The sequence below is a fragment of the Streptomyces sp. NPDC057623 genome (genome assembly GCF_042800355.1).
GTDB lineage: Bacteria > Actinomycetota > Actinomycetes > Streptomycetales > Streptomycetaceae > Streptomyces.
Genome location: NZ_JBHVGZ010000109.1, coordinates 1 through 22,853 on the forward strand (window position 1 = coordinate 1; position 22,853 = coordinate 22,853).

24 protein-coding genes and 1 riboswitch are annotated in these 22,853 nt (G+C 71.6%); of the genes, 13 read left to right on the plus strand and 11 right to left on the minus strand.

Annotation, left to right across the window (positions count from 1 at the left end):
- The coding region (locus ACFU95_RS47790) for a DUF4129 domain-containing transglutaminase family protein (protein WP_383843117.1) at nt 1–1,099 on the plus strand (1,099 nt) is incomplete at its 5' end.
- 192 nt (nt 1,100–1,291) lie between these two features.
- Here ACFU95_RS47790 and ACFU95_RS47795 read toward each other — a convergent pair.
- The 3 genes from ACFU95_RS47795 to ACFU95_RS47805 form a co-directional block, all read right to left on the minus strand.
- Entirely contained in the window at nt 1,292–1,684 is a 393-nt protein-coding gene (locus ACFU95_RS47795; protein WP_383843120.1) for a DUF3040 domain-containing protein, read from the minus strand.
- A 301-nt stretch (nt 1,685–1,985) separates the two neighbouring features.
- Nucleotides 1,986–2,756, minus strand: a complete 771-nt coding sequence (locus tag ACFU95_RS47800; RefSeq protein WP_383843123.1) for a methyltransferase — start codon at nt 2,754–2,756, stop codon at nt 1,986–1,988.
- 229 nt (nt 2,757–2,985) lie between these two features.
- A complete protein-coding gene (locus ACFU95_RS47805) occupies nt 2,986–3,504 on the minus strand; it encodes an SAV_6107 family HEPN domain-containing protein (protein ID WP_383843126.1) in 519 nt (172 codons plus the stop codon).
- A 169-nt stretch (nt 3,505–3,673) separates the two neighbouring features.
- Between ACFU95_RS47805 and ACFU95_RS47810 the strand changes: the two genes are divergently transcribed.
- The 5 genes from ACFU95_RS47810 (at nt 3,674) to ACFU95_RS47830 (ending at nt 9,834) form a co-directional block, all read left to right on the plus strand.
- Nucleotides 3,674–4,468 carry an ATP-binding cassette domain-containing protein gene (locus ACFU95_RS47810; protein WP_383843129.1) on the plus strand — a complete coding sequence of 265 codons (795 nt, stop codon included), beginning with the start codon at nt 3,674–3,676 and terminating at the stop codon, nt 4,466–4,468.
- The gene (locus ACFU95_RS47815) at nt 4,440–6,524 is read left to right on the plus strand and encodes a YhgE/Pip family protein (protein WP_383843132.1); all 2,085 of its coding nucleotides are present in this window, start codon (nt 4,440–4,442) and stop codon (nt 6,522–6,524) included. Before ACFU95_RS47810 ends, ACFU95_RS47815 begins: the two co-directional genes overlap by 29 nt.
- 23 nt (nt 6,525–6,547) lie before the next feature.
- Nucleotides 6,548–7,177 carry a TetR/AcrR family transcriptional regulator gene (locus ACFU95_RS47820; RefSeq protein WP_383843135.1) on the plus strand — a complete coding sequence of 210 codons (630 nt, stop codon included), beginning with the start codon at nt 6,548–6,550 and terminating at the stop codon, nt 7,175–7,177.
- 421 nt (nt 7,178–7,598) lie between these two features.
- Nucleotides 7,599–8,213, plus strand: coding sequence for a DUF4126 domain-containing protein (locus ACFU95_RS47825; RefSeq protein WP_383843138.1), 615 nt, complete (start codon nt 7,599–7,601; stop codon nt 8,211–8,213).
- Between the two features lie 79 nt (nt 8,214–8,292).
- The gene (locus tag ACFU95_RS47830) at nt 8,293–9,834 is read left to right on the plus strand and encodes a phytoene desaturase family protein (protein WP_383843140.1); all 1,542 of its coding nucleotides are present in this window, start codon (nt 8,293–8,295) and stop codon (nt 9,832–9,834) included.
- 61 nt (nt 9,835–9,895) lie between these two features.
- Here ACFU95_RS47830 and ACFU95_RS47835 read toward each other — a convergent pair whose 3' ends face one another.
- The 6 genes from ACFU95_RS47835 to ACFU95_RS47860 all read right to left on the minus strand — a co-directional run bounded on the left by ACFU95_RS47835 (nt 9,896) and on the right by ACFU95_RS47860 (nt 15,265).
- Complete coding sequence (locus ACFU95_RS47835) at nt 9,896–10,861, minus strand: hypothetical protein (protein ID WP_383843143.1); 966 nt, start codon at nt 10,859–10,861, stop codon at nt 9,896–9,898.
- 57 nt (nt 10,862–10,918) lie between these two features.
- Nucleotides 10,919–11,842: a methylenetetrahydrofolate reductase [NAD(P)H] gene (gene metF / locus ACFU95_RS47840; protein WP_383843146.1), complete on the minus strand. Its 924-nt coding sequence runs from the start codon at nt 11,840–11,842 to the stop codon at nt 10,919–10,921.
- A 267-nt stretch (nt 11,843–12,109) separates the two neighbouring features.
- A complete protein-coding gene (gene thiE, locus ACFU95_RS47845) occupies nt 12,110–12,772 on the minus strand; it encodes a thiamine phosphate synthase (RefSeq protein ID WP_383843149.1) in 663 nt (220 codons plus the stop codon).
- Between the two features lie 449 nt (nt 12,773–13,221).
- Nucleotides 13,222–13,593 (minus strand): Rv2175c family DNA-binding protein, encoded by a 372-nt coding sequence (locus ACFU95_RS47850; RefSeq protein WP_383843151.1) that lies wholly within the window; start codon nt 13,591–13,593, stop codon nt 13,222–13,224.
- Nucleotides 13,594–13,652: 59 nt separating this feature from the next.
- Complete coding sequence (locus ACFU95_RS47855) at nt 13,653–14,882, minus strand: NAD(P)/FAD-dependent oxidoreductase (protein WP_383843154.1); 1,230 nt, start codon at nt 14,880–14,882, stop codon at nt 13,653–13,655.
- A gap of 32 nt (nt 14,883–14,914) precedes the next feature.
- Nucleotides 14,915–15,265 carry a hypothetical protein gene (locus tag ACFU95_RS47860; RefSeq protein ID WP_383843157.1) on the minus strand — a complete coding sequence of 117 codons (351 nt, stop codon included), beginning with the start codon at nt 15,263–15,265 and terminating at the stop codon, nt 14,915–14,917.
- A 52-nt stretch (nt 15,266–15,317) separates the two neighbouring features.
- Nucleotides 15,318–15,429: riboswitch (TPP riboswitch) on the plus strand.
- On the opposite strand from ACFU95_RS47860, the gene thiO reads away from it, so the two are divergent.
- The 6 genes from thiO (at nt 15,427) to ACFU95_RS47890 (ending at nt 21,182) form a co-directional block, all read left to right on the plus strand.
- Nucleotides 15,427–16,593, plus strand: coding sequence for a glycine oxidase ThiO (gene thiO / locus ACFU95_RS47865; protein ID WP_383843160.1), 1,167 nt, complete (start codon nt 15,427–15,429; stop codon nt 16,591–16,593). (Overlaps the previous riboswitch by 3 nt.)
- A complete protein-coding gene (thiS, locus tag ACFU95_RS47870; protein WP_383843163.1) occupies nt 16,590–16,802 on the plus strand; it encodes a sulfur carrier protein ThiS in 213 nt (70 codons plus the stop codon). Before thiO ends, thiS begins: the two co-directional genes overlap by 4 nt.
- Nucleotides 16,803–16,805: 3 nt before the next feature.
- A complete protein-coding gene (locus ACFU95_RS47875) occupies nt 16,806–17,600 on the plus strand; it encodes a thiazole synthase (protein ID WP_383843166.1) in 795 nt (264 codons plus the stop codon).
- Between the two features lie 118 nt (nt 17,601–17,718).
- Nucleotides 17,719–19,656, plus strand: coding sequence for a Stk1 family PASTA domain-containing Ser/Thr kinase (gene pknB, locus ACFU95_RS47880; RefSeq protein WP_383843170.1), 1,938 nt, complete (start codon nt 17,719–17,721; stop codon nt 19,654–19,656).
- Nucleotides 19,657–19,713: 57 nt separating this feature from the next.
- The gene (locus tag ACFU95_RS47885) at nt 19,714–20,607 is read left to right on the plus strand and encodes a deoxyribonuclease IV (protein WP_383843173.1); all 894 of its coding nucleotides are present in this window, start codon (nt 19,714–19,716) and stop codon (nt 20,605–20,607) included.
- Nucleotides 20,608–20,684: 77 nt separating this feature from the next.
- The gene (locus tag ACFU95_RS47890; protein WP_383843175.1) at nt 20,685–21,182 is read left to right on the plus strand and encodes a DUF4396 domain-containing protein; all 498 of its coding nucleotides are present in this window, start codon (nt 20,685–20,687) and stop codon (nt 21,180–21,182) included.
- Between the two features lie 21 nt (nt 21,183–21,203).
- Here the strand turns inward: ACFU95_RS47890 and ACFU95_RS47895 are convergent, their stop codons facing one another.
- Entirely contained in the window at nt 21,204–21,836 is a 633-nt protein-coding gene (locus tag ACFU95_RS47895; protein WP_383843178.1) for a sulfite oxidase-like oxidoreductase, read from the minus strand.
- A 175-nt stretch (nt 21,837–22,011) separates the two neighbouring features.
- Between ACFU95_RS47895 and bfr the strand changes: the two genes are divergently transcribed.
- Nucleotides 22,012–22,488 (plus strand): bacterioferritin, encoded by a 477-nt coding sequence (gene bfr, locus ACFU95_RS47900; protein ID WP_383843181.1) that lies wholly within the window; start codon nt 22,012–22,014, stop codon nt 22,486–22,488.
- Nucleotides 22,489–22,509: 21 nt separating this feature from the next.
- On the opposite strand, the gene ACFU95_RS47905 is transcribed toward bfr, so the two are convergent.
- Nucleotides 22,510–22,734, minus strand: coding sequence for a bacterioferritin-associated ferredoxin (locus ACFU95_RS47905; protein WP_383843183.1), 225 nt, complete (start codon nt 22,732–22,734; stop codon nt 22,510–22,512).
- Between the last annotated feature and the right edge of the window lie 119 nt (nt 22,735–22,853).

Sequence of the window (22,853 nt, forward strand, 5' to 3'; positions counted from 1 at the left end):
CGCCCGCACCGCGCGTGAGGTCACCGAGGGTGCGAACAGCCACTACGAGCAGGCCGTCAAGCTCCAGGAGTACTTCGCCGTCACGGGCGGCTTCCAGTACGACACGAACGTCAAGGTCGGCAGCGGCCGGCAGGCGATCGCCCGCTTCTTGAAGGACAAGCAGGGCTTCTGCGTCCACTTCTCCTTCGCGATGGCGGCGATGGCCCGCTCACTGGGCATACCGGCACGGGTCGCGGTCGGCTTCGCGCCCGGTACGCCGCAGGGGGACAGCTCGGTCTCGGTCGGCCTGAGGGACGCCCACGCCTGGCCGGAACTGTACTTCGAGGGCGTGGGCTGGACCCGCTTCGAGCCGACGCCGACCCGTGGCTCGGTGCCGTCGTACACCCAGTCGGACACGCCGGGCTCCACACTCCCGGACGTGGCGCGACCCACGCAGTCGGCCAGCACGGGACCGTCCGCGTCGCCCTCCACCAGCGAGAGCTGCGCGGGGCGCAACCCGCAGCTGTGCGCGAGCGAGTCCCCGGCGCTCGCGCCGGCCACGGATGACGAGGGCCCGAAGTGGTACGTCGTCCTGGCCTGGGTACTCGGTGTGGCCGGGGCTCTGCTGATCCCGTTGGCGCCGATGCTGTGGCGGCTGCGGACCAGAGCGGTACGGCTGGGAGGGCACGGCCGCACGGAGGCCGACGTGTCGCTCCACACCCTGGCGGTGTGGCAGGAACTGACGGACACGGCATGGGACTTCGGCATTTCGCCGGACGACTCCCAGACCCCCCGCAAGGCCGCCGCGCGCATCGTCCGGCTGGGCGGCCTCGGCCCGTCGGCCGCGACCTCGGTACACCGGGTGGCCGACGCGGTGGAACAGGTCCTCTACGCTCCGAGCCCACGTCCGGCGGCCGGCCTCGCGGAGGATGTCCGCGGCGTCCTGTCCGACCTCCGGTCCAAGGCCGGCTGGACGACCGAGCTGCGTGCGCTACTGGCCCCACGGTCCAGCGCTCGGGTCGCCTGGGCGCTCTCGGACTGGTGGATCACCCTCAAGCAGCGCGCCGCCTCGGCCCGACCGACGCTGCGCAGGCCGTCCACTCCCGGTCAGCGGGGCTGACCGCGGGCTGTGCGGAGGAGCCGGGCCATACGGCCCGGCTCACCCTGGTGGCCCCACCCGACGTCCCGGCTGTCCGAGTCCACGGCTTCCCAGGGACCACCACGGCGCGGCCGGCCGGCCGCAGGCATACGTCAGGGGGTGGCCACCCACCGGTGGTCACCCCCTGCGTCTGTATGGGAGCTGCTCGTCGAGCTAATGGCCGCCCTGTTCGTCACGGCGGCGCTGCCAGCGCTGTTCGATGCGGTCCATCATGGAGCGCTTCTGGCGTGGCTGGCGGCCGGCCTGCTGGCCGCCGGCGGGCTGTTCGCCCGGCTTGGGGGCCTTGCGCCAGCCGGTCACGGCGAGTACCGCACAGCCCAGCATGACGAGGAAGCCCACCACGCTGAGCCAGACCTGCTTGGCGACCATTCCCGCCATGAGGAGCGCGATACCTACGAGGAAGCCCGCGACCGCCTGGTAGACCCGTCGCCGGGTGTACGTACGCAGCCCGCTTCCCTCAAGCGCTGTCGCGAACTTGGGATCTTCGGCGTACAGCGCTCGCTCCATCTGCTCGAGCATTCGCTGCTCGTGCTCCGAGAGCGGCACGGAGTCCTCCTCATCGTGCAGTCGCCGGGGCGACCCGGGGGGTCCCTTCAGGATAGGCAGGGAATCGCCCCCGTGAAACCCGCCCCTCTACGCCAATTGGCCAACCGGGCTCCGCCATGGACGTCCCGGCTCGCTGAGATCTGCATTCCCCAGCGGCCGACCCGTCATGCCGGAACGGTCTCCCTCGATCATACGGCGCTGAGCGCGCGATCGGGTGGCCTGTGGCGTACTCCATGTGCAGCCAAGTCCCTGATCAACGGCGCGCCCCCGAGGTCCGCTCACGCAGAGCCCGGCGGGCGGCTCAGGCCCCGGAGGTCTCCCCCGTCTCGCCGAGTACGTGAAGCTGCGTGGCCACCGAGTGGAAGGCGGACAGCTCGGCGGCCGCCTCCTCCAGCTTCAGCAGCGCCTCCAGGGCGCCGGGCTCGGTGTCCACCAGCACCCCGGGCACCAGGTCGGCGAAGACCCGTACGCCGTGCACGGCGCCGACCCTGAGGCCGGCGCCCTCGACCAGTCCGGTGAGCTGCTCGGCGGTGAACCGGCGCGGCACCGGGTCGCCCTGGCCCCAGCGGCCATCCGGGTCCTCCAGGGCCTGCTTGGCCTCCTTGAAGTGACCGGCGAGGGCCCGCGCCAGCACCGCTCCGCCCAGACCCGCGGCGAGCAGGCTGAGGACGCCCTCCGCGCGCAGGGCGGCCACCGCGTTGCGGACGCCTTCGGCGGGGTCGTCGACGTACTCCAGGACGCCGTGGCAGAGCACGACGTCGTACCCGCCGCGCTCGACCACGTCGAAGAGGCCGTGGGCGTCGCCCTGGACGCCCCGGACCCGGTCGGCGACCTCGGCCTCGGCGGTGCGCCGCTCCAGGGCGAAGAGCGCGTTCGGGCTGGGGTCGACGACGGTGACACGGTGGCCGAGGCGGGCCAGGGGCACCGCGAAGTTGCCGCTGCCGCCCCCGGTGTCGAGGACGTCGAGCGCCTGGCGACCCGTGGCCTTGACCCGGCGGTCCAGGGCGTCCTGGAGGACTTCCCATACCACGGCGGTACGGAGTGCGGCGCGGGGGCGCATCGGGTCCGACACGGCAGTTGACTCCTCGGCGCGGCACCGCCACTTGCACGGCGGAGCGAACGGGCTGCCTTCCCGGCCCTGGTCACGGGGTGGGAAGGCTTCAGGCGTCTTCCACCCTATTGCCTAGGACACCTCACCCGGCCACCACGGTGCCGCGCGACGCCGTCCGTCTCGCCGGACGGACCCCGACGGGCGGACTCGGCGTCCACCAGGGCCCGCCCGACAGGCCCCCGACGCACCGTCAGCCCGCGTCCGGTCGCGGCTGCGGCAGGACCGGCTGGAGCACCAGCATCCGCTCGACGAGGCGCAGGAACATCGCCACGTCGCGTATCAGGTCGTCGGCGTCCCGGCGGCCGGCCGCGCCCTGGATGCCCGCCTCCGCCCGGGCGCGGCGCCGGGCGCCGGAGGCGAACAGCGCGCTCCACTCGGTGAGTTCGGGCGCTATCTCGGGAAGCACTTCCCACGCGCTCCTGATGCGGGCGCGCCGCCTGGGCGTGGGTTCGGGGCGCCCGCGGGCGGCGAGTACGGCGGCCGCGATGCGCAGGGCGGAGAGGTGGGCCGTGGCATAGCGCTCGTTCGGCGTTTCCAGAACGGCGGCCTCGTCCAGTCCGGCGCGGGCCTGGGCGAGCAGGTCGAGGGCGGCGGGCGGGGCCGTGGCCCGGCGGAGCACGGGGTGCACATCGCTCGCCGGGCCGGTCAGTGAGGGGGCAGGGCCGGTGGCGCCGCGCCGACGGGCGGCTGCTGCGTGAGAGGTGGCCATGACGAACCTCCTGTCGTCTGTGTGACGGCACGCCCGATACGGGATGCCGTATGTGCCCATCGTGGGGTATGGCACTGACAATCCGTTCTGACCTGGGCTTTTGCATCGATCGCGAGTTCGGGCTAGTTTTTGCACTGACCAGTCAGTTCAAAACGAAGAGGGGGCAGGGATGGGGGGAACCGTGGCCGCAGCCGGCGTCACGGCCCACGGCCTCGGGCTCGAAGGGCCCCGCGGATGGGCGTTCCGCGGGATCTCCTTCGAGGCGGAGGCAGGCTCACTGATCACGATCGAGGGGCCGTCCGGCACCGGCCGCACCTGCCTGCTGCTCGCGCTCACGGGGCGCATGAAGCCCACGGAGGGCTCCGCCGTGGTGGGCGACGCCGGCCTGCCCAGGCGCATGGCGGCGGTCCGGCGTATCAGCGCCCTGGCCCACGTCCCGGGTGTGACCGACCTGGACCCGGCCCTGACCGTCGCCGAGCACCTGCGCGAACGGGCGTTGCTGCAACGGCGGTTCGGCGACTCGGTGCGCGGGCTGCTGCGTCCGCGGGGCGAGCGGGGGAACGAGGAACGGCGGCGGATCGACGCCGCGCTGACGACGGCGGGCCTGGACCGGGAGTCCCTGCCCAAGGGCTCCCGTACGGCAGTACGGGATCTGGAGCGGCTGGAGGCGCTGCGGCTGTCCATCGCGCTGGCCCTGATCGGGAGCCCGCGCGTGCTCGGCGTCGACGACACCGACCTCAAGCTCTCGGACGCCGAACGGGCCGAGGTCTGGGCGCTGTTGGCGTCGATCGCCGAGGCCGGAACCACGGTCCTGGCGGTGTGCAGCGAGGCTCCGGACGGCGCCGTCAAGGTGTCCACCGTCCAGGAGGCCGACACGGCATCCGCTTCCCAGGACTCCCCGGCATCCCCGGAAACCGACGGAAAGGAGGCCGCCGATGCGCTCGCCGAGGCTGGCCGCGCTTGAGCTCCGGCGCTTCGGCCGGGGGAAGCTGCCGCGTGCCGCCCTGGTCGCGCTGCTGGTGCTGCCCCTGCTGTACGGCGCCCTGTACCTGTGGTCGTTCTGGGACCCGTACGGCCGTCTCGACCGCATCCCCGTGGCCCTCGTGAACGACGACAAGGGGGCGACCGTCGGCGACAGGAAGCTCGCCGCCGGCGACGAGATCACCGAAGGGCTGCGCGAGAGCGACGTCTTCGACTGGCGGGAGGTGAGTGCCGCCGAGGCCGAGAAGGGCGTCGAGAACGGCGACTACTACCTGTCGCTGACCATGCCGGCCGACTTCAGTGAGCGGATCGCCTCCAGCTCGGGCGCCTCGCCGGAGACGGGCGCCCTCCAGGTCCGTACGAACGACGCGAACAACTACATCGTCGGGCAGATCTCACGCACGGTGTTCAGCGAGGTGCGTGAGGCCGCGTCCACGAAGGCGTCGCGCTCGTTCCTGGACCGCATCTTCGTCTCGTTCTCCGGCATCCACGGCGCGACGGTCAAGGCCGCGAACGGCGCCGACCGGCTCGAAGGCGGCATCGGGAAGGCGGAGAAGGGCTCCAAGGACCTCGCCGACGGGCTGAAGGAGGCCAAGAAGGGCAGCGGCAGGCTGTCGACGGGCCTGAAGAAGCTCAACAGGGGCGCGGGCACCCTGGAGAGCGGCTCCCAGCAGGTCGCCGAGGGGACGCAGACCCTCGCCGACAAGGTCAACGGAGTCGACAAGAAGATCGGCCCGTTCTTCCAGGACAACGAGAAGACCATCGCGGACACCGCCCGGCTGGTCGCCGACACCTCGGGGGCGATCCGCAACAACCTCGGCGACCTGGCGGAGCACGCTCCGGGCGCTGCCAAGGGCGCGCATGCGGCTTCCGACGTGCTGGACGCCGTCTACAGGACGCGCTGCGAGGACGCCGTCCTGCCCGACCCGGCCTGCGGCGACCTGAAGAAGGCCAAGAGCTCGGCAGCGGACGTGGCGACGATCGCCGACGATCTCAACACGCTGATCGCCGACCACGACGGCGATCTGAAGAAGCTCGACAAGAACCTCGCCACCCTCCAGAAGCAGTCCCAGGCGCTCGCCGACCGCGCGCCCCGCCTCTCCGAGGACCTCGACGACGCCGTCACCAGGATCAACAAGCTGAACCAGGGTGCCGCGAAGGTCGCCGCGGGCGCCAAGAAGCTGCACTTTGGCCTGGGCACGGCCAGGACCGGCGCCGCGGACCTGGACAGCGGTGTGGGCGAGCTCAAGACCGGCGCGGTCGACCTCAACGGCGGCATCTACAAGCTCGTCGACGGCTCCGGGAAGCTCTCGAACGGGCTGCACGACGGCGCCGAGCAGATCCCCGACTACGACAAGAAGGCCCGCGACCAGCGCACCGAGGTCATGGCCGACCCGGTCCAGCTCGTCTCCCGGGACATGCACAAGGCGCCCAACTACGGCACCGGGTTCGCCCCGTACTTCATCCCGCTGTCCCTGTGGGTGGGCGCGATGGTGGCGTACATGCTGATCGCGCCGATGAACCGGCGCGCGCTCGCCGCGGGTGCCTCGGCCTGGCGGATCGCGCTGGCCGGCTGGCTGCCCGTGGTGGCGATCGGGGTGCTCCAGACCCTGGCCCTGATCTCGGTGCTGCACTGGGCGATCGGGTTGCAGATGGTGCGGGCGGCCGGGACGGTGGGCTTCCTGTTCCTGGTGACGGCGTGCTTCGCGGCGATCGTGCAGTGGCTGAACGCGCGCTTCGGTGCGGCGGGCCGGATCCTCGTCCTCGCCGTCCTGATGCTTCAGTTGACGTCCGCGGGCGGCACGTACCCCGTGCAGACCAGCCCGGGCTTCTTCAACACGCTCCACCCCTTCCTGCCGATGAGCTACGTCGTGGAGGCGCTCAGGAGGCTCATCACGGGGGGCGGTCTCGGACCGGTGTGGCACGCGTGCGTGGTGCTCGCCGCCTTCACCGCGGGCGCACTCGCGCTGACCGCGCTGTCGGCCCGTCGCCGGCAGGTGTGGACACTCGACCGGCTGCACCCGGAGCTGACCCTGTGAGCGCGCGCGGGACAATCAGGGCCATGGAAAGCAGCAACGCCGCGTCGGGCGGCAGCACGCGCCGTGAGGCCACCCGGCAGAAGCTCTACGAGGCGGCCGTCACGCTCATCGCCGAACAGGGCTTCTCCGCCACCACCGTTGACGAGATCGCCGAGCGGGCCGGGGTGGCGAAGGGCACGGTCTACTACAACTTCGCGAGCAAGTCGGTCCTCTTCGAGGAGCTGCTGCGCCACGGAGTCGAACTCCTCACCGCGTCCCTCCGGGAGGCGGCCGAGAAGACCGCCCGGGACGGCGGCACCAAGGTGGACGCCCTGGACGCGATGATCCGCGCGGGGCTGGTCTTCATCGACCGCTACCCGTCCTTCACCCAGCTCTACGTCGCCGAACTGTGGCGCACGAACCGGGCCTGGCAGTCCACGCTGATGGTGGTCCGGCAGCAGGCCGTGGCGGTCGTCGAGGGCGTGCTGCGCGCGGGCGTGGAGAACGGCGAGTTCAGCGAGGAGATCGACATCGGACTGACCGCCTCCGCGCTGGTCGGCATGGTCCTGGTGGCCGCGCTGGACTGGAAGTCGTTCCAGGCGGAGCGCTCCCTGGACGACGTGCACGCCGCGTTGTCCCGGCTGTTGCAGGGCCGGGTGAGCGGGCGCCACTGAAGCGACGGCGCCGCGAGACACACCGGCGCCTCGCGCGCACACGAAAGCGCCGGTCCGAAAGTGGCCGCGTCCCCCGCGGGCCACTCTCGAACCGGCGCCTTCCGTGCTCCCCCGTTCCCCCGTGCTCCCCCGATTCCCCCCGTATCCCCCGTCGGACCCCCGTTCGGTCGTTCCCCCGGGTCCCCCGGTCTCGCTCCCGCCGACGCCTGGTCGGCGGAAGGAGCGGATCCGGGGTCGCTCCGTTCCGGCGCCCCGTGTCGCCGGTGCCGGAGCCGATCCCCTTCTCCGTGCCTCAACTCTCTCGTCCACGCAGGTGGCGCCCCATCCGCGCGCGTACTCATCTCACCGGCTAGGTACGCGTACTCAGGTCTGCGCACTCATCCCCAGGACCCCCCGTTGCCGACTGGTTACGATCACGTCCGTGTCCATACTTCCCTTGATCTTCACCAGCGCCTGGGCCAGCGGCATCAACTCCTACGCCGTGGTCCTGCTGCTCGGCGTCTTCGGCGCGACAGGGCTGAGCGACGAGGTGCCCGAAGCGCTGCAACGACCCGACGTACTGATCGCGGCCGGCGCGCTGTTCCTCTGCGAGGCCGTAGCCGACAAGATCCCGTACGTGGACTCGGCCTGGGACTCGGTGCACACCGTGATCCGGCCGGTGGCGGGCGCGGTCGTCGCGGCGCTGCTCGCCGGCCAGAGCGGGTCGCTGCCCGAGCTGGCGGCGGGCGCGGTCGGCGGTTCCACGGCGCTGGTGAGCCATCTGGTCAAGGCCGGGACGCGGATGGCGGTCAACACCTCGCCGGAGCCGTTCAGCAACATCGTGGTGAGCCTCGCCGAGGATCTGGGCGTCGGCGCCCTCATCACCCTCGCGATCTTCTACCCCGTCGCCGCGGCGGTCATCGCGGGCGTGCTGCTGCTCGCCGGGCTGTTGCTGCTGCTCTTCCTGGTCTCGCGGATCCGTCGCTTCCTGCGCCGCAGGGCCGAGCGCCGGGAGGAGAAGCGGCTCGCGCAGGCGGTGGGGCAGCGGCCCGGCTGAGCTCCGCCCGACGACAGGATCCAGCTCCCGGACCCAGGTCAGCGCACCACTGTCAGTGGCGGCCGATAAAGTCCCACGCATGGCACGGATTGCGGTGATCGGCGCCGGGATGGGCGCGATGGCGGCCGCTGCCCGGCTGGCCGTCGCGGGCCACCGGGTGGCGGTGTACGAGCGTACGGAGACGTACGGCGGAGCGGTGCGCCGCTTCGAACACGACGGCTTCGGGTTCGACACGGGCCCCGGGCTGCTCCCGCTCCCGGCCGTGTACCGCGACCTGTTCATCAAGACCGGCAAGGAGCCGTTGGAGGCGTGCGTCGACCTGGTCCAGGTCGATCCCTCCGCGCGGCACGTCTTCGCGGACGGCACCGAGCTCTCCCTGCCGAACGCCTCGCGCGCGGGTGTGGTGGCCGCCCTCGACGAGGCGCTGGGCGCCGGAACCGGCGACCGCTGGGGCGACTTCCTGGTCCGCGCCCGCGAGGCGTGGGACCGGACGCGCAGACCGCTGCTCGAGGAACCCCTGTGGCCGAACTGGGAGGTGCTGGCCGAGCGCGAGCCCTATCCGGCGGTCCCCCACAAGCGACTCCTGCGCACCCGCAGGGCCGGCACCCTCGCCGAGGTCGGCGCCTGGGAACTGCGCGACCCCCGGCTGATCGCCCTGCTGGAGAGCCACGCTCTCGCCTACGGCCTGGACCCTCGCGTGACCCCGGCGAGCGCGGCGGTGCTGCCGTATCTGGAGCACGCCTTCGGGACCTGGTATGTGCGGGGCGGCATACGGGAGTTGGCGCGGGCGGTGTACGAGCGGTGCCTGGCCCGGAAGGTCGAGTTCAACTTCGGTACGGAGGTCGTCGGGGTCCTGGAGAAGGACGGCCGGGTCGCGGGGCTGGAGCTGGCCGGTGACACCGCCCGGGGTCACGGCTCCGCGGGAGTGTCGGTGGCGGAGGCGGACATGGTCGTCGGCACCGGACCGCGGCGCCTGAGCGACCTGGCGCGCGGGCGTGAGCTGTACGAGGCGCAGGAGGTCGAGCCGCGCCCCGAGGGCATGTCCTGCGGCCGGGTCGTGGTCTGCCTGGCGCTGCGCGGCGCGCGTGAGGCGGGTGCCGCGCACCGCACGGTGGTGCACACCCCGGATCGCCAGGCCGAGCTGGACGCCTTCGGACTGGGCGAGCCCCCCGCGCACCCGACGGTCCGGATCGACCGCCCGGACGACCCGGCCCTGCGCCCCGACGACGCCCACGAGTCCGTGGTGCTCACGGCCACGGTGCCGTCACAGACGCTGTACGACTGGACCGTGGCCGGTGCCGCCGACGCGTTCGCGGACAGCATGGTCACCGCCGCCGGGCGGGCCCTGCCCGGCCTGCGGGAGCGCCTTCTGTGGCGGGAGGTCCGTACGCCGGTGCACACCGGGCAGGAGACGGGGGCCGAGGGCGGCGGGGTGCCCGCACCGGCGCTGGCCGCGGCGGAGGGGAATTTCCTGCGTCCGTCCAACCGCACACGCGTATCGGGCCTGTTCACCGTGGGCGGCTGGTCCCACCCCGGCGGCGGCCTCCCCCATGCCGGCATGTCGGGCGCGCTGGTGGCCGGGCTGATCGTGGAGGGGCCGGAGTTCCGGGGCTCGCAGTGATCCCCGCGTAGGGCGTCGCGTTCAGGCCGTCGCGTTCAGAGCGTCTCGCGCGGGCGGCACGTCAGAAACGGTACTGCTCGTCGTACCCGTTCCCCTGGCCCTGCTCCTGCTGGCCGTCGCCCTGGTAGGGGTACTGCTGCTCCGGCGGGAGTTCGCCGCCGTACGCCTCATCGGTGCGCTGCTGCGGGACCCAGACGCCGCCGGGCGGGGTCTCGCCGTAGGTGCCGGTGGCGTACTGGTCCTGGGTGTAGCCCTGCTGGGCGTACTGCTGCTGGCCGTAGGCGTCGTAGGAGGTGCCGCCGTAGGTCTGGGTGCCGATGTAGGGGTCCGAGTAGGCGGCGTACTGCTGCTGGCCGGTGGCGTCGTAGCCGTACTGCTGCTGGTCGTAGCCGGAGTAGCCGCCGTCGTATCCGTAGCTTTGGTCGGCCGTGGCGTACTGGTCCTGGGGCTGGCCGGCGGCCGCGTAGTTCTGGTCGGCGGCGGCGTAGGAGGGGTCGCTGTATATGCCGTACGAGCCGGTGTCGTCCGGGAGGGGCTGCGGCTCGTAGACGGAGGTCGTCTCCGCGGCGGCGGGCCGGTCCGGGCGCGAGGGGGTGAAGACGTCGTCGCGGTCGTAGTCGTCGTGACCGTAACCGACGCTGTCCTGGCCGTAGTCGGCGTTGCCGCCCGCGAAACCGGCCTCGGACGCCTCCAGGTCGGAGACCTCCAGGGTCGGCTCCTGGCGGTCCGGCTCGCCGCGGCGGCGCTTGGCGGCGGCCAGCGGGCCGAGGGCCGGCGCGGAGACCGCCCAGCCGGCCGAGAAGCCGCGGCGGAACGACAGCGTGACGTAGGTCTGGCCGACCGCGAACGCAGCCGCGCCCAGACCGATGACGATGACGGACGGGATCAGCACCCCGACCACGACGCCGAGGAAGCCGACGAACGCGAGCAGCCGCCAGCGCAGTCGCGCCTTGTACTGGAGCAGCACTTCGCCCAGCAGCCACAGCGCGACGACGCCGAACGCGATGTAGAGGACCGTCCAGCCCATGTACGCCCCTCTCCCAGTGGCCGCCTACGCAGTGTGACGTATGCCGGTACGGCCGGTCTAGGCCTGCGGTGGGTGGTGCAGGCCCAGGTTTTCGTGGATTTCCAGCGTCGCCGTGGAGTTGTTGAGCGTGATGAAGTGCAGTCCGGGCACTCCCTCGGCCAGCAGCCGTGCGCAGAACTCCGTGGCGAACTCGATGCCAATGGAGCGTACAGCCGCCGGATCGTCCTTTGCTGTGAGGATCCGCTCTTTCAGGGCGTCCGGGAAGGAAGCGTTGGTGAGGGACGGGATCCGCTCCAGCGTCCGCACGCTCGCGATCGGCATGATCTCCGGGATGATCGGGGTGTCGCAGCCGGCGGCCGAGACGCGGTCGCGCAACCGCAGGTAGTCCTCGGGTTCGAAGAACATCTGCGTGATCGCGTAGTCCGCGCCGGCACGGCACTTGTCGATGAAGTGACGGACGTCGGTCTCCGAGTCGGCGGAGCGCGGATGCATCGCCGGGAAGGCCGCGACGCCCACGCAGAAATCTCCGGACGCCTTGATCAGTTCGACGAGTTCGGCGGCGTAGGCGAGGCCCTGCGGGTGCCGCACCCAGTCGCCCAGCGGGTCGCCGGGCGGGTCGCCGCGCAGTGCCAGCATGTTGCGGATCCCCGCGTCGGCGTACTGCCCGATGATGTTGCGCAGGTCGGCCACCGAATGGTCGACCGCGGTGAGGTGGGCGATCGGGGTGAGCGTGGTGTCCGAGGCGATCGCCTCGGTCGCCTTGACCGTGCCCGCGCGGGTGGAACCGCCCGCGCCATAGGTCACGGAGACGAAGTCGGGCCCGACGGCCTCGACCCGGCGCAGCGCGTTCCACAGGTTCCGCTCGCCCTTCGGGGTCTTGGGAGCGTAGAACTCGAATGAATACGTCGTCTTGCCGGTCGCGAGCATCTCGCGCACGGTACGAGCGTGGTCCGACCTGATGGATGCGGTGCCGAGGGCCATACTCGCAGGTTAGCCAGGGGCCCCCGGTCCCCCAACCGGACGCCGGACATTTGCCCGAATTGTCGGCTTGTTGTCCACTCCTTGGACAACAAGGGCCACAAAGCGGCCGCGATCATGGCCGGATGACCACTGGCTGAGACGCGGACGGACCTGTAGTGAGACGCGGCACGTCAGGGCGGGCCGGGTGGAACAGCCCGCGGAGCATTGAACACCCCTGGCCGCCGGCCCGCGCCACCCCTGACGCGGCAGCTACGCCCCGCGTAGCCGCTACGCCTGGCGCAGCCGCTTCGCGAACTCCGCCGCGGCCGCCGCGGGGTCGGCCGCCGCGGTGATCGCCCGTACGACGACGACGCGGCGGGCACCCGCCTCCAGCACCTCGTCCAGGTTGCCGAGTTCGATGCCGCCGATGGCGAACCAGGGGCGGTCCGTGCCGAGGGCGGCGGTGTGGCGGACCAGGTCGAGGCCGGGGGCGTGGCGGCCGGGCTTGGTGGGGGTGGGCCAGCAGGGGCCCGTGCAGAAGTAGTCCACGCCCTCCTGGACAGCGGCCGCGGAGGCCTCGGACTCGGAGTGCGTCGAGCGGCCGACGAGGACGTCCTCGCCGAGAATCGCCCGGGCGGCGGGTACGGGGAGGTCGCCCTGGCCGAGGTGCAGGACGTCGGCGCCGGCGGCGTGGGCCACGTCGGCACGGTCGTTGACCGCGAGGAGCTTGCCGTGCCGGGCGCAGGCGTCGGCGAAGACCGCCAGGTGCTCCAGCTCCTCGGCCGCCTCCATGCCCTTGTCGCGCAGCTGCACGATGTCGACGCCACCGGCCAGCACCGCGTCCAGGAACTCCGCGAGGTCGCCCTGCTGCCTACGCGCGTCGGTGCAGAGATAGAGCCGGGCGTCGGCGAGCTGGGCGCGGGCGGTGCCTGCGCTGGCGGTGTCGGACATGCGGAGCCCCCTGTGGTCGGGTTGCCGGGCGGGTGACGTCGGGTCGGTGCCGGACGGTGGCACGGTATCCGGAGCGGCACGGTACCTGGAGCGGGGCGGGGCGCCGCCGACCGGTGCCGGGTGGTGGGCCGCGGCCGGAGACGGCCCTCGGTCGGACATGGCCCGCGATCGGACATGGCCCACGGTCGGAGACGGCCACAGCCGGAGTTCGTCGCGTTACCGGACCAGGCCCCTGCGAGGGCACCGCGGCCCGCGGTTCGGCAGCGGCGGTCCGCACGGCATCCGCGGCGTGGCCACGTCACCGGCGCACGGACCGGACCCGAGGATCCGGCCTGAAGTGCCGGCCGCTGGCGCGCCGGTGCGGCAGGCGCTCAGCCCGCTCACCGGGGGCGGCCGGGGCCCGCGGGCCCCGGCCCGTACGCCGGACGGTGTTCGGATCGGGTGGTCGGTCAGACGGCGAGCGCCTGGGCGCGGCGCTTCACCTCCGTGCCGCGATTCTCGCTGAGCGCCTGCGCGGGGGTGCCGGGCAGGCTCGGGTCGGGAGTGAAGAGCCACTCCAGCATCTCTTCGTCCGTGAAGCCGTCGTCCCGCAGGAGCGTCAGGGTCCCGGTCAGGCCCTTGACGACCTTCTGCTCGGCCCCGTCGATGAAGGCGGCGGGGACGTGCAGCGCGCGGTTCTCACCTCGGCGTACGGCGATGAGCTGGCCGTCCTTGACCAGCTGCCGCGCACGCGTCACCTCGACATCGAGGATCTCTGCGATGTCGGGGAGGGTGAGCCAGGCGGGGACGAGAGCATCGATCTTTGCGTCAATCTCGGTCACGGAAACAAGCCTGCCATCTGCCACTGACAGTCGGAAGCCAGGCCGGTCCACCTGGGACGCTATGCCGTCGCCGCCTTCATCGGCTTCGCCGGGTCCACCAGCAGCTCAGCGTTCATCGGCGTGCCCGCCTCGATCAGCCGTCGGCCCTGGGCCAGATCCCTCGGCCGGCCCACCGCCAGCAGGGCGACCAGGCGGTCCCCCCGCAGCCAGCAGACCGTCCAGGCCGGGCCCGAGGGGTCGCCGCGCCACAGCACCGTGTCGGCGGCGGCGTGGTGGCCGGCGTACTGGACGAAGCGGCCGAACTGCTCGGACCAGAAGTACGGCACGGGGTCGTAGACCGCGGAGGTCTCACCGAGGATGTTCGCGGCGACCGTACGCGGACCCTGGAGGGCGTTGTCCCAGTGGTGGACCAGCAGGCGCTCGCCATACCTTCCCGAAGGGAAGGAGGCACAGTCGCCGACCGCGTACACGTCCGGCACGGAGGTGCGAAGGCGGTCGTCGGCCAGGACCTCGCCGTGCGCGCCGAGCTCGATGCCCGAGCCGGCCAGCCAGGCCGTGGCGGGCCGCGCCCCGATGCCGACCACGACGGCGTCCGCGGGCAACCGTGCGCCGTCGTCGAGGATCACCGCGCCGGGCTCGACGCGCCGCACGCGCGCGTGCGTCCGCAGCACCGCCCCGCTGTCCGCGTACCAGGCGGTCATCGGCGCGGCCACCTCCGCGGGCAGCGCCCCGGCGAGCGGCCGGTCGGCGGCCTCCACGACCGTCACCGCGCAGCCCGCCTCGCGCGCGGCGGTGGCGAACTCCGCGCCGATCCAGCCCGCCCCGACGACCACGATGTCGTGCTGCCGGGCGAGCACCGGCCGCAGCCGCTCGGCGTCGTCCAGGGTGCGCAGCAGGTGCACGCCGGGGACGCCCTCCGTGCCGGGCAACCGGATGGGTTCGGCGCCGGTGGCGAGCACGAGGACGTCGTACGGGACGGACCCGGACTCGGTGTCCAGTTCATGGTCGGCGGGGCGCACGCCCAGCACCTCGCACCCCAGCCGGAGTTCGATGCCGAGTGCGTCGAAGTCGACGTCGAAGGCGGACCCCTCGGACTTGCCGAGCAGCACGGCCTTGGACAGGGGCGGCCGGTCGTACGGCTGGTGGGGCTCGGCGCCGATCAGTGTGACGGTCCCGGTGAAGCCCTGTTCGCGCAGGGCGACCGCCGTCTGCACACCGGCCATGCCCGCGCCGGCGACGACCACGCGGCGTGCCGGTGACGTGCCCCGTTGCTGCGTCTGCTCGCTCACCTGATCACCATAGACAACTGACTGTTCATCAGTCAGGGGGCATGCTCGGTGAGCTGCTCCACAACGCTTGTACCGGCGCCTTCCTGCGACTCCCACTCCCAGGTCTCCTCCAGGCGCACCCGCCCGTCGGGAAGCCCGACCACCGTGGACACGCAGTGGCCCGCGGACGTCGTCCCGTCCCGCTTGAGCTGCACGTACCGGAAGTCCAGCCGGTCGCCGTCCCTGGTGCCCACCAGGTGCCCGCGCACGACGTCGCCGCCCGCGTACTCCGCCCAGATCTGACCATCCTTCTCGTGGTAGGTGAACCGGGTGCGGGTACCCACCTGACCTGGGGCTTGGTCCGCCACGGGGGCGAGGACGAGACCGTCGAGCGAGCGGGCCATGGGTACGGGCTCCCTTACTGGGACTCACGGGGGCGGGCTAGGGTGGCCAACGTAAAGCACACGCGGGAGCCCGGACGCACCGGGCTGAGAGGGAGGCTGGCGGCCTCCGACCGTACGAACCTGATCCGGGTCATGCCGGCGAAGGGAGGGGCTGGACGCCCATGTCGCGTACGCGAACGTCAGACGTCCTCGTCGTCGGGGGCGGAATCATCGGCCTGGTCACGGCGTGGCGGGCCGCGCAGCGCGGGTTCACGACGGCCGTCGTGGACCCGGAGCCGGGCGGCGGGGCCGCCCAGGTGGCGGCCGGCATGCTGGCCGCCGTCACGGAACTGCACTACGGCGAGCAGACCCTGCTCGGCCTGAACCTCGCCTCGGCCCGCCGCTACCCGGACTTCGCGGCCGAGCTCACCGACCTCACCGGCCATGACCTCGGCTACCGCCAGTGCGGCACGCTCGCCGTGGCCCTGGACGCCGACGACCGCGCCCATCTGCGCGAACTGCACACCCTTCAGCGCCAGTCGGGGCTGGACTCCGAGTGGCTGTCCGGGCGGGAGTGCCGGCGTCTGGAGCCGATGCTCGCACCGGGCGTGCGCGGCGGGCTGCGGGTGGACGGCGACCACCAGATCGATCCGCGGCGGCTGGCCGGGGCGCTGGTGGCCGCGTGCGAGGACACGGGCGTGATCTTCCACCGGATGTGGGCCGAGCGCCTGTCCGTCGCACGGGAGAGGGCGACGGGCGTCGTCACGACCGACGGCACGACGCTGGCCGCGGGGCAGGTCGTCCTCGCGGCCGGCAGCCTCAGCGGGCGGCTGGCGGGCGTTCCGGACGCCGCACTTCCGCCCGTACGCCCCGTGAAGGGGCAGGTGCTGAGGCTGACCGTGCCGAAGCGGTACGCGCCGTTCCTGAACCGGACCGTGCGGGCGGTGGTGCGGGGCAGCCAGGTGTACCTGGTGCCGCGCGAGAGCGGGGAACTGGTCGTCGGGGCGACGAGCGAGGAGCTGGGCTGGGACACGACAGTGACCGCGGGCGGGGTGTACGAGCTGCTGCGGGACGCGCACGAACTGGTGCCGGGCATCACGGAACTGCCGCTCACCGAGACGCGCGCGGGCCTGCGCCCCGGCTCCCCGGACAACGCGCCGGTGCTCGGCCCGACCGAGCTGGCGGGGCTGTCGCTGGCCACCGGGCACTACCGCAACGGCGTGCTGCTGACGCCCGTGACCGGCGATGTCATGGCGCACGTCCTGACCACCGGTGAACTCCCGGACCAGGCCCGTCCGTTCACGCCCGCGCGCTTTCGGGCCGCCGCACTCACGGAGCAGCCCGCATGAACCTCCCGGTCACCATCTCGGTCAACGGCGAGCGTCGGCAGGTCGAGCCCGGCACGGCTCTCGACGCGCTCGTGCGCTCCCTCACCGCGGCCCCCTCCGGAGTGGCCGCCGCCCTCAACGAAACCGTCGTCCCGCGCGCGCAGTGGTCCTCGACGTCCCTCTCCGAGGGGGACCGCGTCGAGGTCCTGACCGCCGTCCAAGGAGGCTGAACCATGGCCGACGATCCCTTTGTCATAGGTGACATGTCCTTCACGTCCCGTCTGATCATGGGCACGGGCGGGGCGCCCAGCCTGGAGGTCCTGGAGCGGGCGCTGGCGACGTCCGGTACGGAGCTGACCACGGTCGCGATGCGACGGGTGGACCCTTCGGTGCACGGCTCCGTGCTGTCGGTCCTGGAACGGCTCGGGATCAGGGTGCTGCCGAACACCGCGGGGTGCTTCACGGCGGGCGAGGCCGTGCTGACGGCCCGCCTCGCGCGCGAGGCGCTCGGAACGGACCTGGTCAAGCTGGAGGTGATCGCCGACGAGCGGACGCTGCTGCCGGACCCGATCGAGCTGCTGGACGCGGCGGAGACGCTGGTGGACGACGGGTTCACGGTGCTGCCGTACACGAACGACGACCCGGTGCTGGCGCGGAAGCTGGAGGACGTCGGCTGTGCGGCGATCATGCCGCTCGGCTCCCCGATCGGCTCGGGGCTCGGCATCCGCAATCCGCACAACTTCCAGTTGATCATGGAGCACGCGCGCGTGCCGGTGATCCTGGACGCGGGTGCCGGTACGGCGTCGGACGCGGCGCTCGCGATGGAGCTGGGGTGCGCGGGCGTGATGCTCGCCTCGGCGGTGACGCGGGCGCAGGAGCCGGTGCTGATGGCCGACGCGATGCGGCACGCGGTGGAGGCGGGGCGGCTGGCGTACCGGGCGGGGCGGATTCCTCGGCGGCACTTCGCGGAGGCTTCGTCGCCGGTGGAGGGGATGGCTCGGCTGGACCCGGAACGGCCCGCGTTCTGAACGTATGTTCGACGAAGTCATTCGGCCAGTGAGTCATCCGTCACAGCTCGGCTCCAGTCCCGCTCCGATCACGCCCGAACGGGCGGGGCTGTCAGCGTCGGCTCGTACACTCGCCTGCGTGGATACGACCCTTCAGGACCCTCTGGTCGGGCAGGTGCTCGACGGCCGGTATCGCGTCGACGCGCGAATCGCCGTCGGCGGGATGGCCACGGTCTACCGGGCCCTGGACACCCGCCTCGACCGCGTGCTCGCGCTCAAGGTGATGCATCCCGCGCTGGCGGTGGACGGGGTGTTCGTCGAGCGGTTCATCCGGGAGGCGAAGTCCGTCGCCCGGTTGGCTCACCCCAATGTCGTGCAGGTCTTCGACCAGGGCACCGACGGGTCGTACGTCTATCTCGCCATGGAGTACGTGGCGGGCTGCACCCTGCGCGACGTCCTGCGCGAGCGCGGGGCGCTCCAGCCCCGGGCCGCCCTGGACATCCTGGAACCGGTGCTCGCCGCGCTCGGCGCCGCGCACCGCGCCGGGTTCGTGCACCGGGACATGAAGCCCGAGAACGTGCTGATAGGGGACGACGGACGGGTCAAGGTCGCCGACTTCGGGCTCGTGCGGTCCGTGGACACCGTGACCAGCACCACCGGCGCCGTCCTCGGCACCGTCTCCTATCTCGCGCCCGAGCAGATAGAGCAGCCCGGCGCCGCCGACGCCCGCGTCGACGTGTACGCGTGCGGTGTCGTGCTCTACGAGATGCTCACCGGCGACAAGCCGCACGACGGGGACTCCCCCGCCGTGGTGCTCTACAAGCACCTGCACGAGGACGTCCCGGCCCCCTCGGCGAGCGTGCCGGGGCTGGCGTACGAACTCGACGAGCTGGTCGCGTCGGCCACCGCGCGCACCCCGGACATCCGCCCGTCCGACGCCGTGGCGCTGCTCGCGCGGGCCCGGGAGACACGCGCCGCGCTCACCGCGGACCAGCTGGACGCGGTGCCGCCGCAGGCACTCCGGGCGGAGCACGACAACGCCGACGACCGTACGAGTGTGATCCCGCGCGCGCTGAACATCCAGCGACCGCTGCCGGTGAACGAGGACGAGCCCGAGGCCGTCTTCAACAGAACCAGCCGGCTGGAGATGCCCCCGTCCCCGCCGCCCCGGCGAGGGTCGCGGACCCCGCGTGCTCCGCGCGGCCCGCTGGTCGTCGTCGCGGCCGTCCTGCTGGTCCTCGGCCTCGGGGCCGGCATCTGGTACATCAACTCCGGCCAGTTCACCGAGGTCCCGCCGCTGCTGTCCAAGACCGAGGCACAGGCCCGGGACCGGCTGGAGGACTCCGGGCTGGAGGTCGGCAAGGTGGAGAGCGCGTACAGCGACACCTTCAAGCGCGGCACCGTCATCAGCTCGGACCCGAAGACGGGCGCCCGCATCCGGAACAACGACTCCGTGGGTCTGGTCCTCTCGCTGGGACCGGAGACCGTGAAGGTGCCCGATCTCCAGGGCTACCCGCTGGACAAGGCGAAGAGTGAGCTGAAGGAGAGCGGCCTGGAGCCGGGCCTGGTGAAGCAGGAGTTCAACGACGACATCACCAGAGGCTCCGTGATCTCCTCGACCCCCAGGGACGGCATCAAGGTCCGCTCCGGCTCCGCGATCAGGCTCACCGTCAGCAAGGGCAGCCCGGTGGACGTCCCGGACGTCACCGGCGGCAGCCCGGCCGACGCGAGGGCCGAGCTGGAGGAGGCCGGTCTGAAGGTGCGGATCGCCCCCGCGCGGGTCAACTCCGAGTTCGACGCGGGCCAGGTCGCCCAGCAGACGCCGGCCAACGGCAAGCAGGTCGCCGAGGGTGACACCGTCACGCTGACGCTGTCCAAGGGCCCCGAGATGATCGAGGTCCCGGACGTGGTCGGCGACAGCGTCGACGACGCCAGGGCCGCACTGGAGGCCGCCGGCTTCGAGGTCGACGAGGACCGCGGCCTGCTCGGGCTGTTCGGCGACACGGTCAAGAAGCAGTCCGTGAAGGGCGGAAAGACAGCGCCCAAGGGGTCGACGATCACGATCACCATCCGGTGAGCAAGGCGGTCACCGGCCGGTGACCGGGCGGTCCGGACCGCATGACACCCTGAGCGGGTGAGAAGTCAGCAGTCCGGCACCGCCCTCCCGGGCCCCTCCCGCAACCCCGTCGGCGGCCATGTCCCTGTGGCCGGCGGCCTCAGCTCCGTCGGGCTCACCTACGCCCACGACCTCAGGGCCGAGACGGTCCAGGTCTTCGTCGCCAACCCACGCGGCTGGGCGACGCCGACCGGGAATCCACGCCAGGACGAGGAGTTCCGCGCGGTCTGCGAGGCCGAGTCGATCCCGGCCTACGTGCATGCGCCGTATCTGATCAACTTCGGCTCGCACACCGAGGCGACCGTCGAGAAGTCGGTGGAGTCGCTGCGGCACTCGCTGCGGCGCGGCCGGGAGATCGGGGCGCTCGGCGTGGTCGTGCACACGGGCAGCGCGACCGGCGGCCGGGAGCGTTCGGTGGCCCTGAAGCAGGTACGGGAGCACCTGCTTCCGCTGCTCGACGAGCTGACCCACGACGACGACCCGTATCTGCTGCTGGAGTCCACCGCCGGGCAGGGCTCCTCGCTCTGCTCGCGGACCTGGGACTTCGGGCCGTACTTCGAGGCGCTGGACGCCCATCCCAGGCTGGGCGTGTGCCTGGACACCTGTCACATCTTCGCCGCCGGCCATGACCTGACCGGCCCGTCCGGCATGCACCAGACCCTCGACCTGCTGGTGGACACCGTCGGCGAGGGACGGCTGAAGCTGATCCACGCCAATGACTCCAAGGACGTCGTCGGCGCGCACAAGGACCGGCACGAGAACATCGGCGCAGGTCACATCGGTGAGGATCCGTTCCGGGCGCTGATGACGCACCCGGCCACGGCGGGCGTACCGCTGATCATCGAGACACCGGGCGGGAAGGAAGGCCACGCGGCGGATGTGGAGCGGCTGAAGAAACTTCGGGACGCCTGACCGGGTAGGGGAATACCCCTGGGGGGTATGTGGTTCCTGGTCGATGCGGGAACCGTAACCTGACATTGGGGGTCGTCATGGAACACGAAGCGCACGCGACACACGCCCACCATGCCGGGGCCGGCCACGAGGTGGCCGCCGCCAGCACCTGGGCGATGGCGGTCCGGGCCACCCTGCACTGCCTCACCGGCTGTGCCATCGGCGAGGTGCTGGGCATGGTGATCGGCACCGCGCTCGGCTGGGGCAACGTGCCGACCCTGATCCTGGCGATCGTCCTCGCGTTCTTCTTCGGCTACGCGCTCACCCTGTGGGGCGTACTGAAGGCGGGCGTCGACCTGCGCGCCGCGCTCAAGGTGGCGCTGGCCGCGGACACCCTGTCCATCGCCGTGATGGAGCTGGTCGACAACGGCGTGATCGTGCTCTGGCCGGGCGCCATGGACGCCGAACTCACCGACCCGCTGTTCTGGTCGGCGCTGGCGATCGCGCTGGCCGTCGCCTTCGTCCTGACGACGCCGGTCAACAAGTGGATGATCGGCCGCGGCAAGGGGCACGCGGTGGTGCACCAGTACCACTGAGGGCCCACGAGAGGCCGGAAGTCAGAGCTCGGGCCCGTCCCCGGGCTCCTCCTGGTACGAGTACCGCTGTTCCTTCCACGGGTCGCCGATGTTGTGGTAGCCGCGCTCCTCCCAGAAGCCACGGCGATCGGCGGTCATGTACTCGACGCCCCGGACCCACTTCGGCCCCTTCCAGGCGTACAGGTGAGGGACGACCAGCCGGAGGGGGAAGCCGTGCTCCGCCGTGAGCAGTTCGCCGTCCTTGTGGGTGGCGAAGATCGCGCCCTCGGCGGCGAAGTCGGCGAGGCGGAGGTTGGAGCTGAAGCCGTACTCGGCCCACACCATCACATGAGTGACGGCGGATGCGGGCGGGGCGATCTCCAGGATCGTCCGGGCCGGGATGCCGCCCCACTCCGCACCGAGCATGCTGAACTTGGTGACGCAGTGCAGATCGGCGAGGACGGTCGTGTAGGGCAGAGCCGTGAACTCCTCATGGGTCCAGCAGTGCTTCTCGCCGTCGGTGGTGGCCCCGAACACCCTGAACTCCCAGCGTTCGGGCCGGAACTTGGGGACCGGTCCGTAGTGCGTGACGGGCCAGCCGCGCTGCACGCGCTGTCCCGGCGGAAGCTCGGAGTGTGCTGCTGCCCCACCTTCGCGCTCCACCGGCTGACCCATGCCTCCATCCTGACAGACCTGGGGCAGTGCACCTGACCACACCCCTCCCCAATTCACCTCATAACGGACTAAGCATGCCCTTACTTACTAAGTGAAGACTTACTGGACGATCTTCTCCGCCGGTGGAATCATGCGGCGCATCCTGCCAGTTCCCCCCGTGGAAGGAGCCTCTGCGATGCAGGGCGACCCCGAGGTCCTCGAATTCCTGAACGAGCAGCTGACCGGCGAGCTGACGGCGATCAATCAGTACTGGCTGCATTACCGGATCCAGGACAACAAAGGCTGGACGAAGCTCGCCAAGTACACGCGTGAAGAGTCCATCGATGAGATGAAGCACGCGGACAAGATCACCGAGCGCATCCTCATGCTGGACGGTCTGCCGAACTACCAGCGCCTGTTCCACGTACGGGTCGGCCAGTCGGTCACCGAGATGTTCCAGGCCGACCGACAGGTCGAGGTCGAGGCGATCGACCGCCTCAAGCGCGGTATCGAGGTGATGCGCACCAAAGGCGACATCACGTCCGCGAACCTCTTCGAGTCGATCCTCGAGGACGAGGAGCACCACATCGACTACCTGGACACCCAGCTGGAACTGATCGACAAGCTGGGTGAGGCGCTCTACCTCGCTCAGCAGATCGAGCAGCCGAGCTAGGGAGCCGACGGCCCACGCGCGCTAGGCCGCGTCCGCCAGGTCGGTCAGCACCGACTGGCCCTGGTCGGCCAGCTCACGGCGGGGGCACGCGCCCCGGCCGAGGATCGCCTGGATACGGCGTACGCACGACCCGCAGTCCGTGCCCGCCTTGCAGGCGGACGCTATCTGGCGAGGCGTACAGGCACCGTCTTCCGCGTGCTGCTTCACCTGCTGCTCGGTGACACCGAAGCAACTGCACACGTACATGCGGACCACCTCCCGCCGGGATCGATGTCGTGCCATCCCCTTGATCGGTGAGGCTAACCTAACCTTACCCGCCACACAGGAACCGTAAAAGTGGGGTGGGGCGCGGATCGTATGTGATC

Coding starts and splice junctions, on each gene's coding strand:
- bfr (WP_383843181.1), top strand. CDS start 22,012: ATGCAGGGCGACCCCGAGGTCCTCGAATTCCTGAACGAGCAGCTGACC.
- ACFU95_RS47875 (WP_383843166.1), top strand. CDS start 16,806: ATGGCCGACGATCCCTTTGTCATAGGTGACATGTCCTTCACGTCCCGT.
- ACFU95_RS47805 (WP_383843126.1), bottom strand. CDS start 3,504: ATGGCCACCTCTCACGCAGCAGCCGCCCGTCGGCGCGGCGCCACCGGC.
- ACFU95_RS47830 (WP_383843140.1), top strand. CDS start 8,293: ATGGCACGGATTGCGGTGATCGGCGCCGGGATGGGCGCGATGGCGGCC.
- thiS (WP_383843163.1), top strand. CDS start 16,590: ATGAACCTCCCGGTCACCATCTCGGTCAACGGCGAGCGTCGGCAGGTC.
- ACFU95_RS47890 (WP_383843175.1), top strand. CDS start 20,685: ATGGAACACGAAGCGCACGCGACACACGCCCACCATGCCGGGGCCGGC.
- ACFU95_RS47820 (WP_383843135.1), top strand. CDS start 6,548: ATGGAAAGCAGCAACGCCGCGTCGGGCGGCAGCACGCGCCGTGAGGCC.
- ACFU95_RS47815 (WP_383843132.1), top strand. CDS start 4,440: ATGCGCTCGCCGAGGCTGGCCGCGCTTGAGCTCCGGCGCTTCGGCCGG.
- thiE (WP_383843149.1), bottom strand. CDS start 12,772: ATGTCCGACACCGCCAGCGCAGGCACCGCCCGCGCCCAGCTCGCCGAC.
- ACFU95_RS47895 (WP_383843178.1), bottom strand. CDS start 21,836: ATGGGTCAGCCGGTGGAGCGCGAAGGTGGGGCAGCAGCACACTCCGAG.
- ACFU95_RS47810 (WP_383843129.1), top strand. CDS start 3,674: ATGGGGGGAACCGTGGCCGCAGCCGGCGTCACGGCCCACGGCCTCGGG.
- ACFU95_RS47835 (WP_383843143.1), bottom strand. CDS start 10,861: ATGGGCTGGACGGTCCTCTACATCGCGTTCGGCGTCGTCGCGCTGTGG.
- ACFU95_RS47905 (WP_383843183.1), bottom strand. CDS start 22,734: ATGTACGTGTGCAGTTGCTTCGGTGTCACCGAGCAGCAGGTGAAGCAG.
- metF (WP_383843146.1), bottom strand. CDS start 11,842: ATGGCCCTCGGCACCGCATCCATCAGGTCGGACCACGCTCGTACCGTG.
- thiO (WP_383843160.1), top strand. CDS start 15,427: ATGTCGCGTACGCGAACGTCAGACGTCCTCGTCGTCGGGGGCGGAATC.
- ACFU95_RS47860 (WP_383843157.1), bottom strand. CDS start 15,265: ATGGCCCGCTCGCTCGACGGTCTCGTCCTCGCCCCCGTGGCGGACCAA.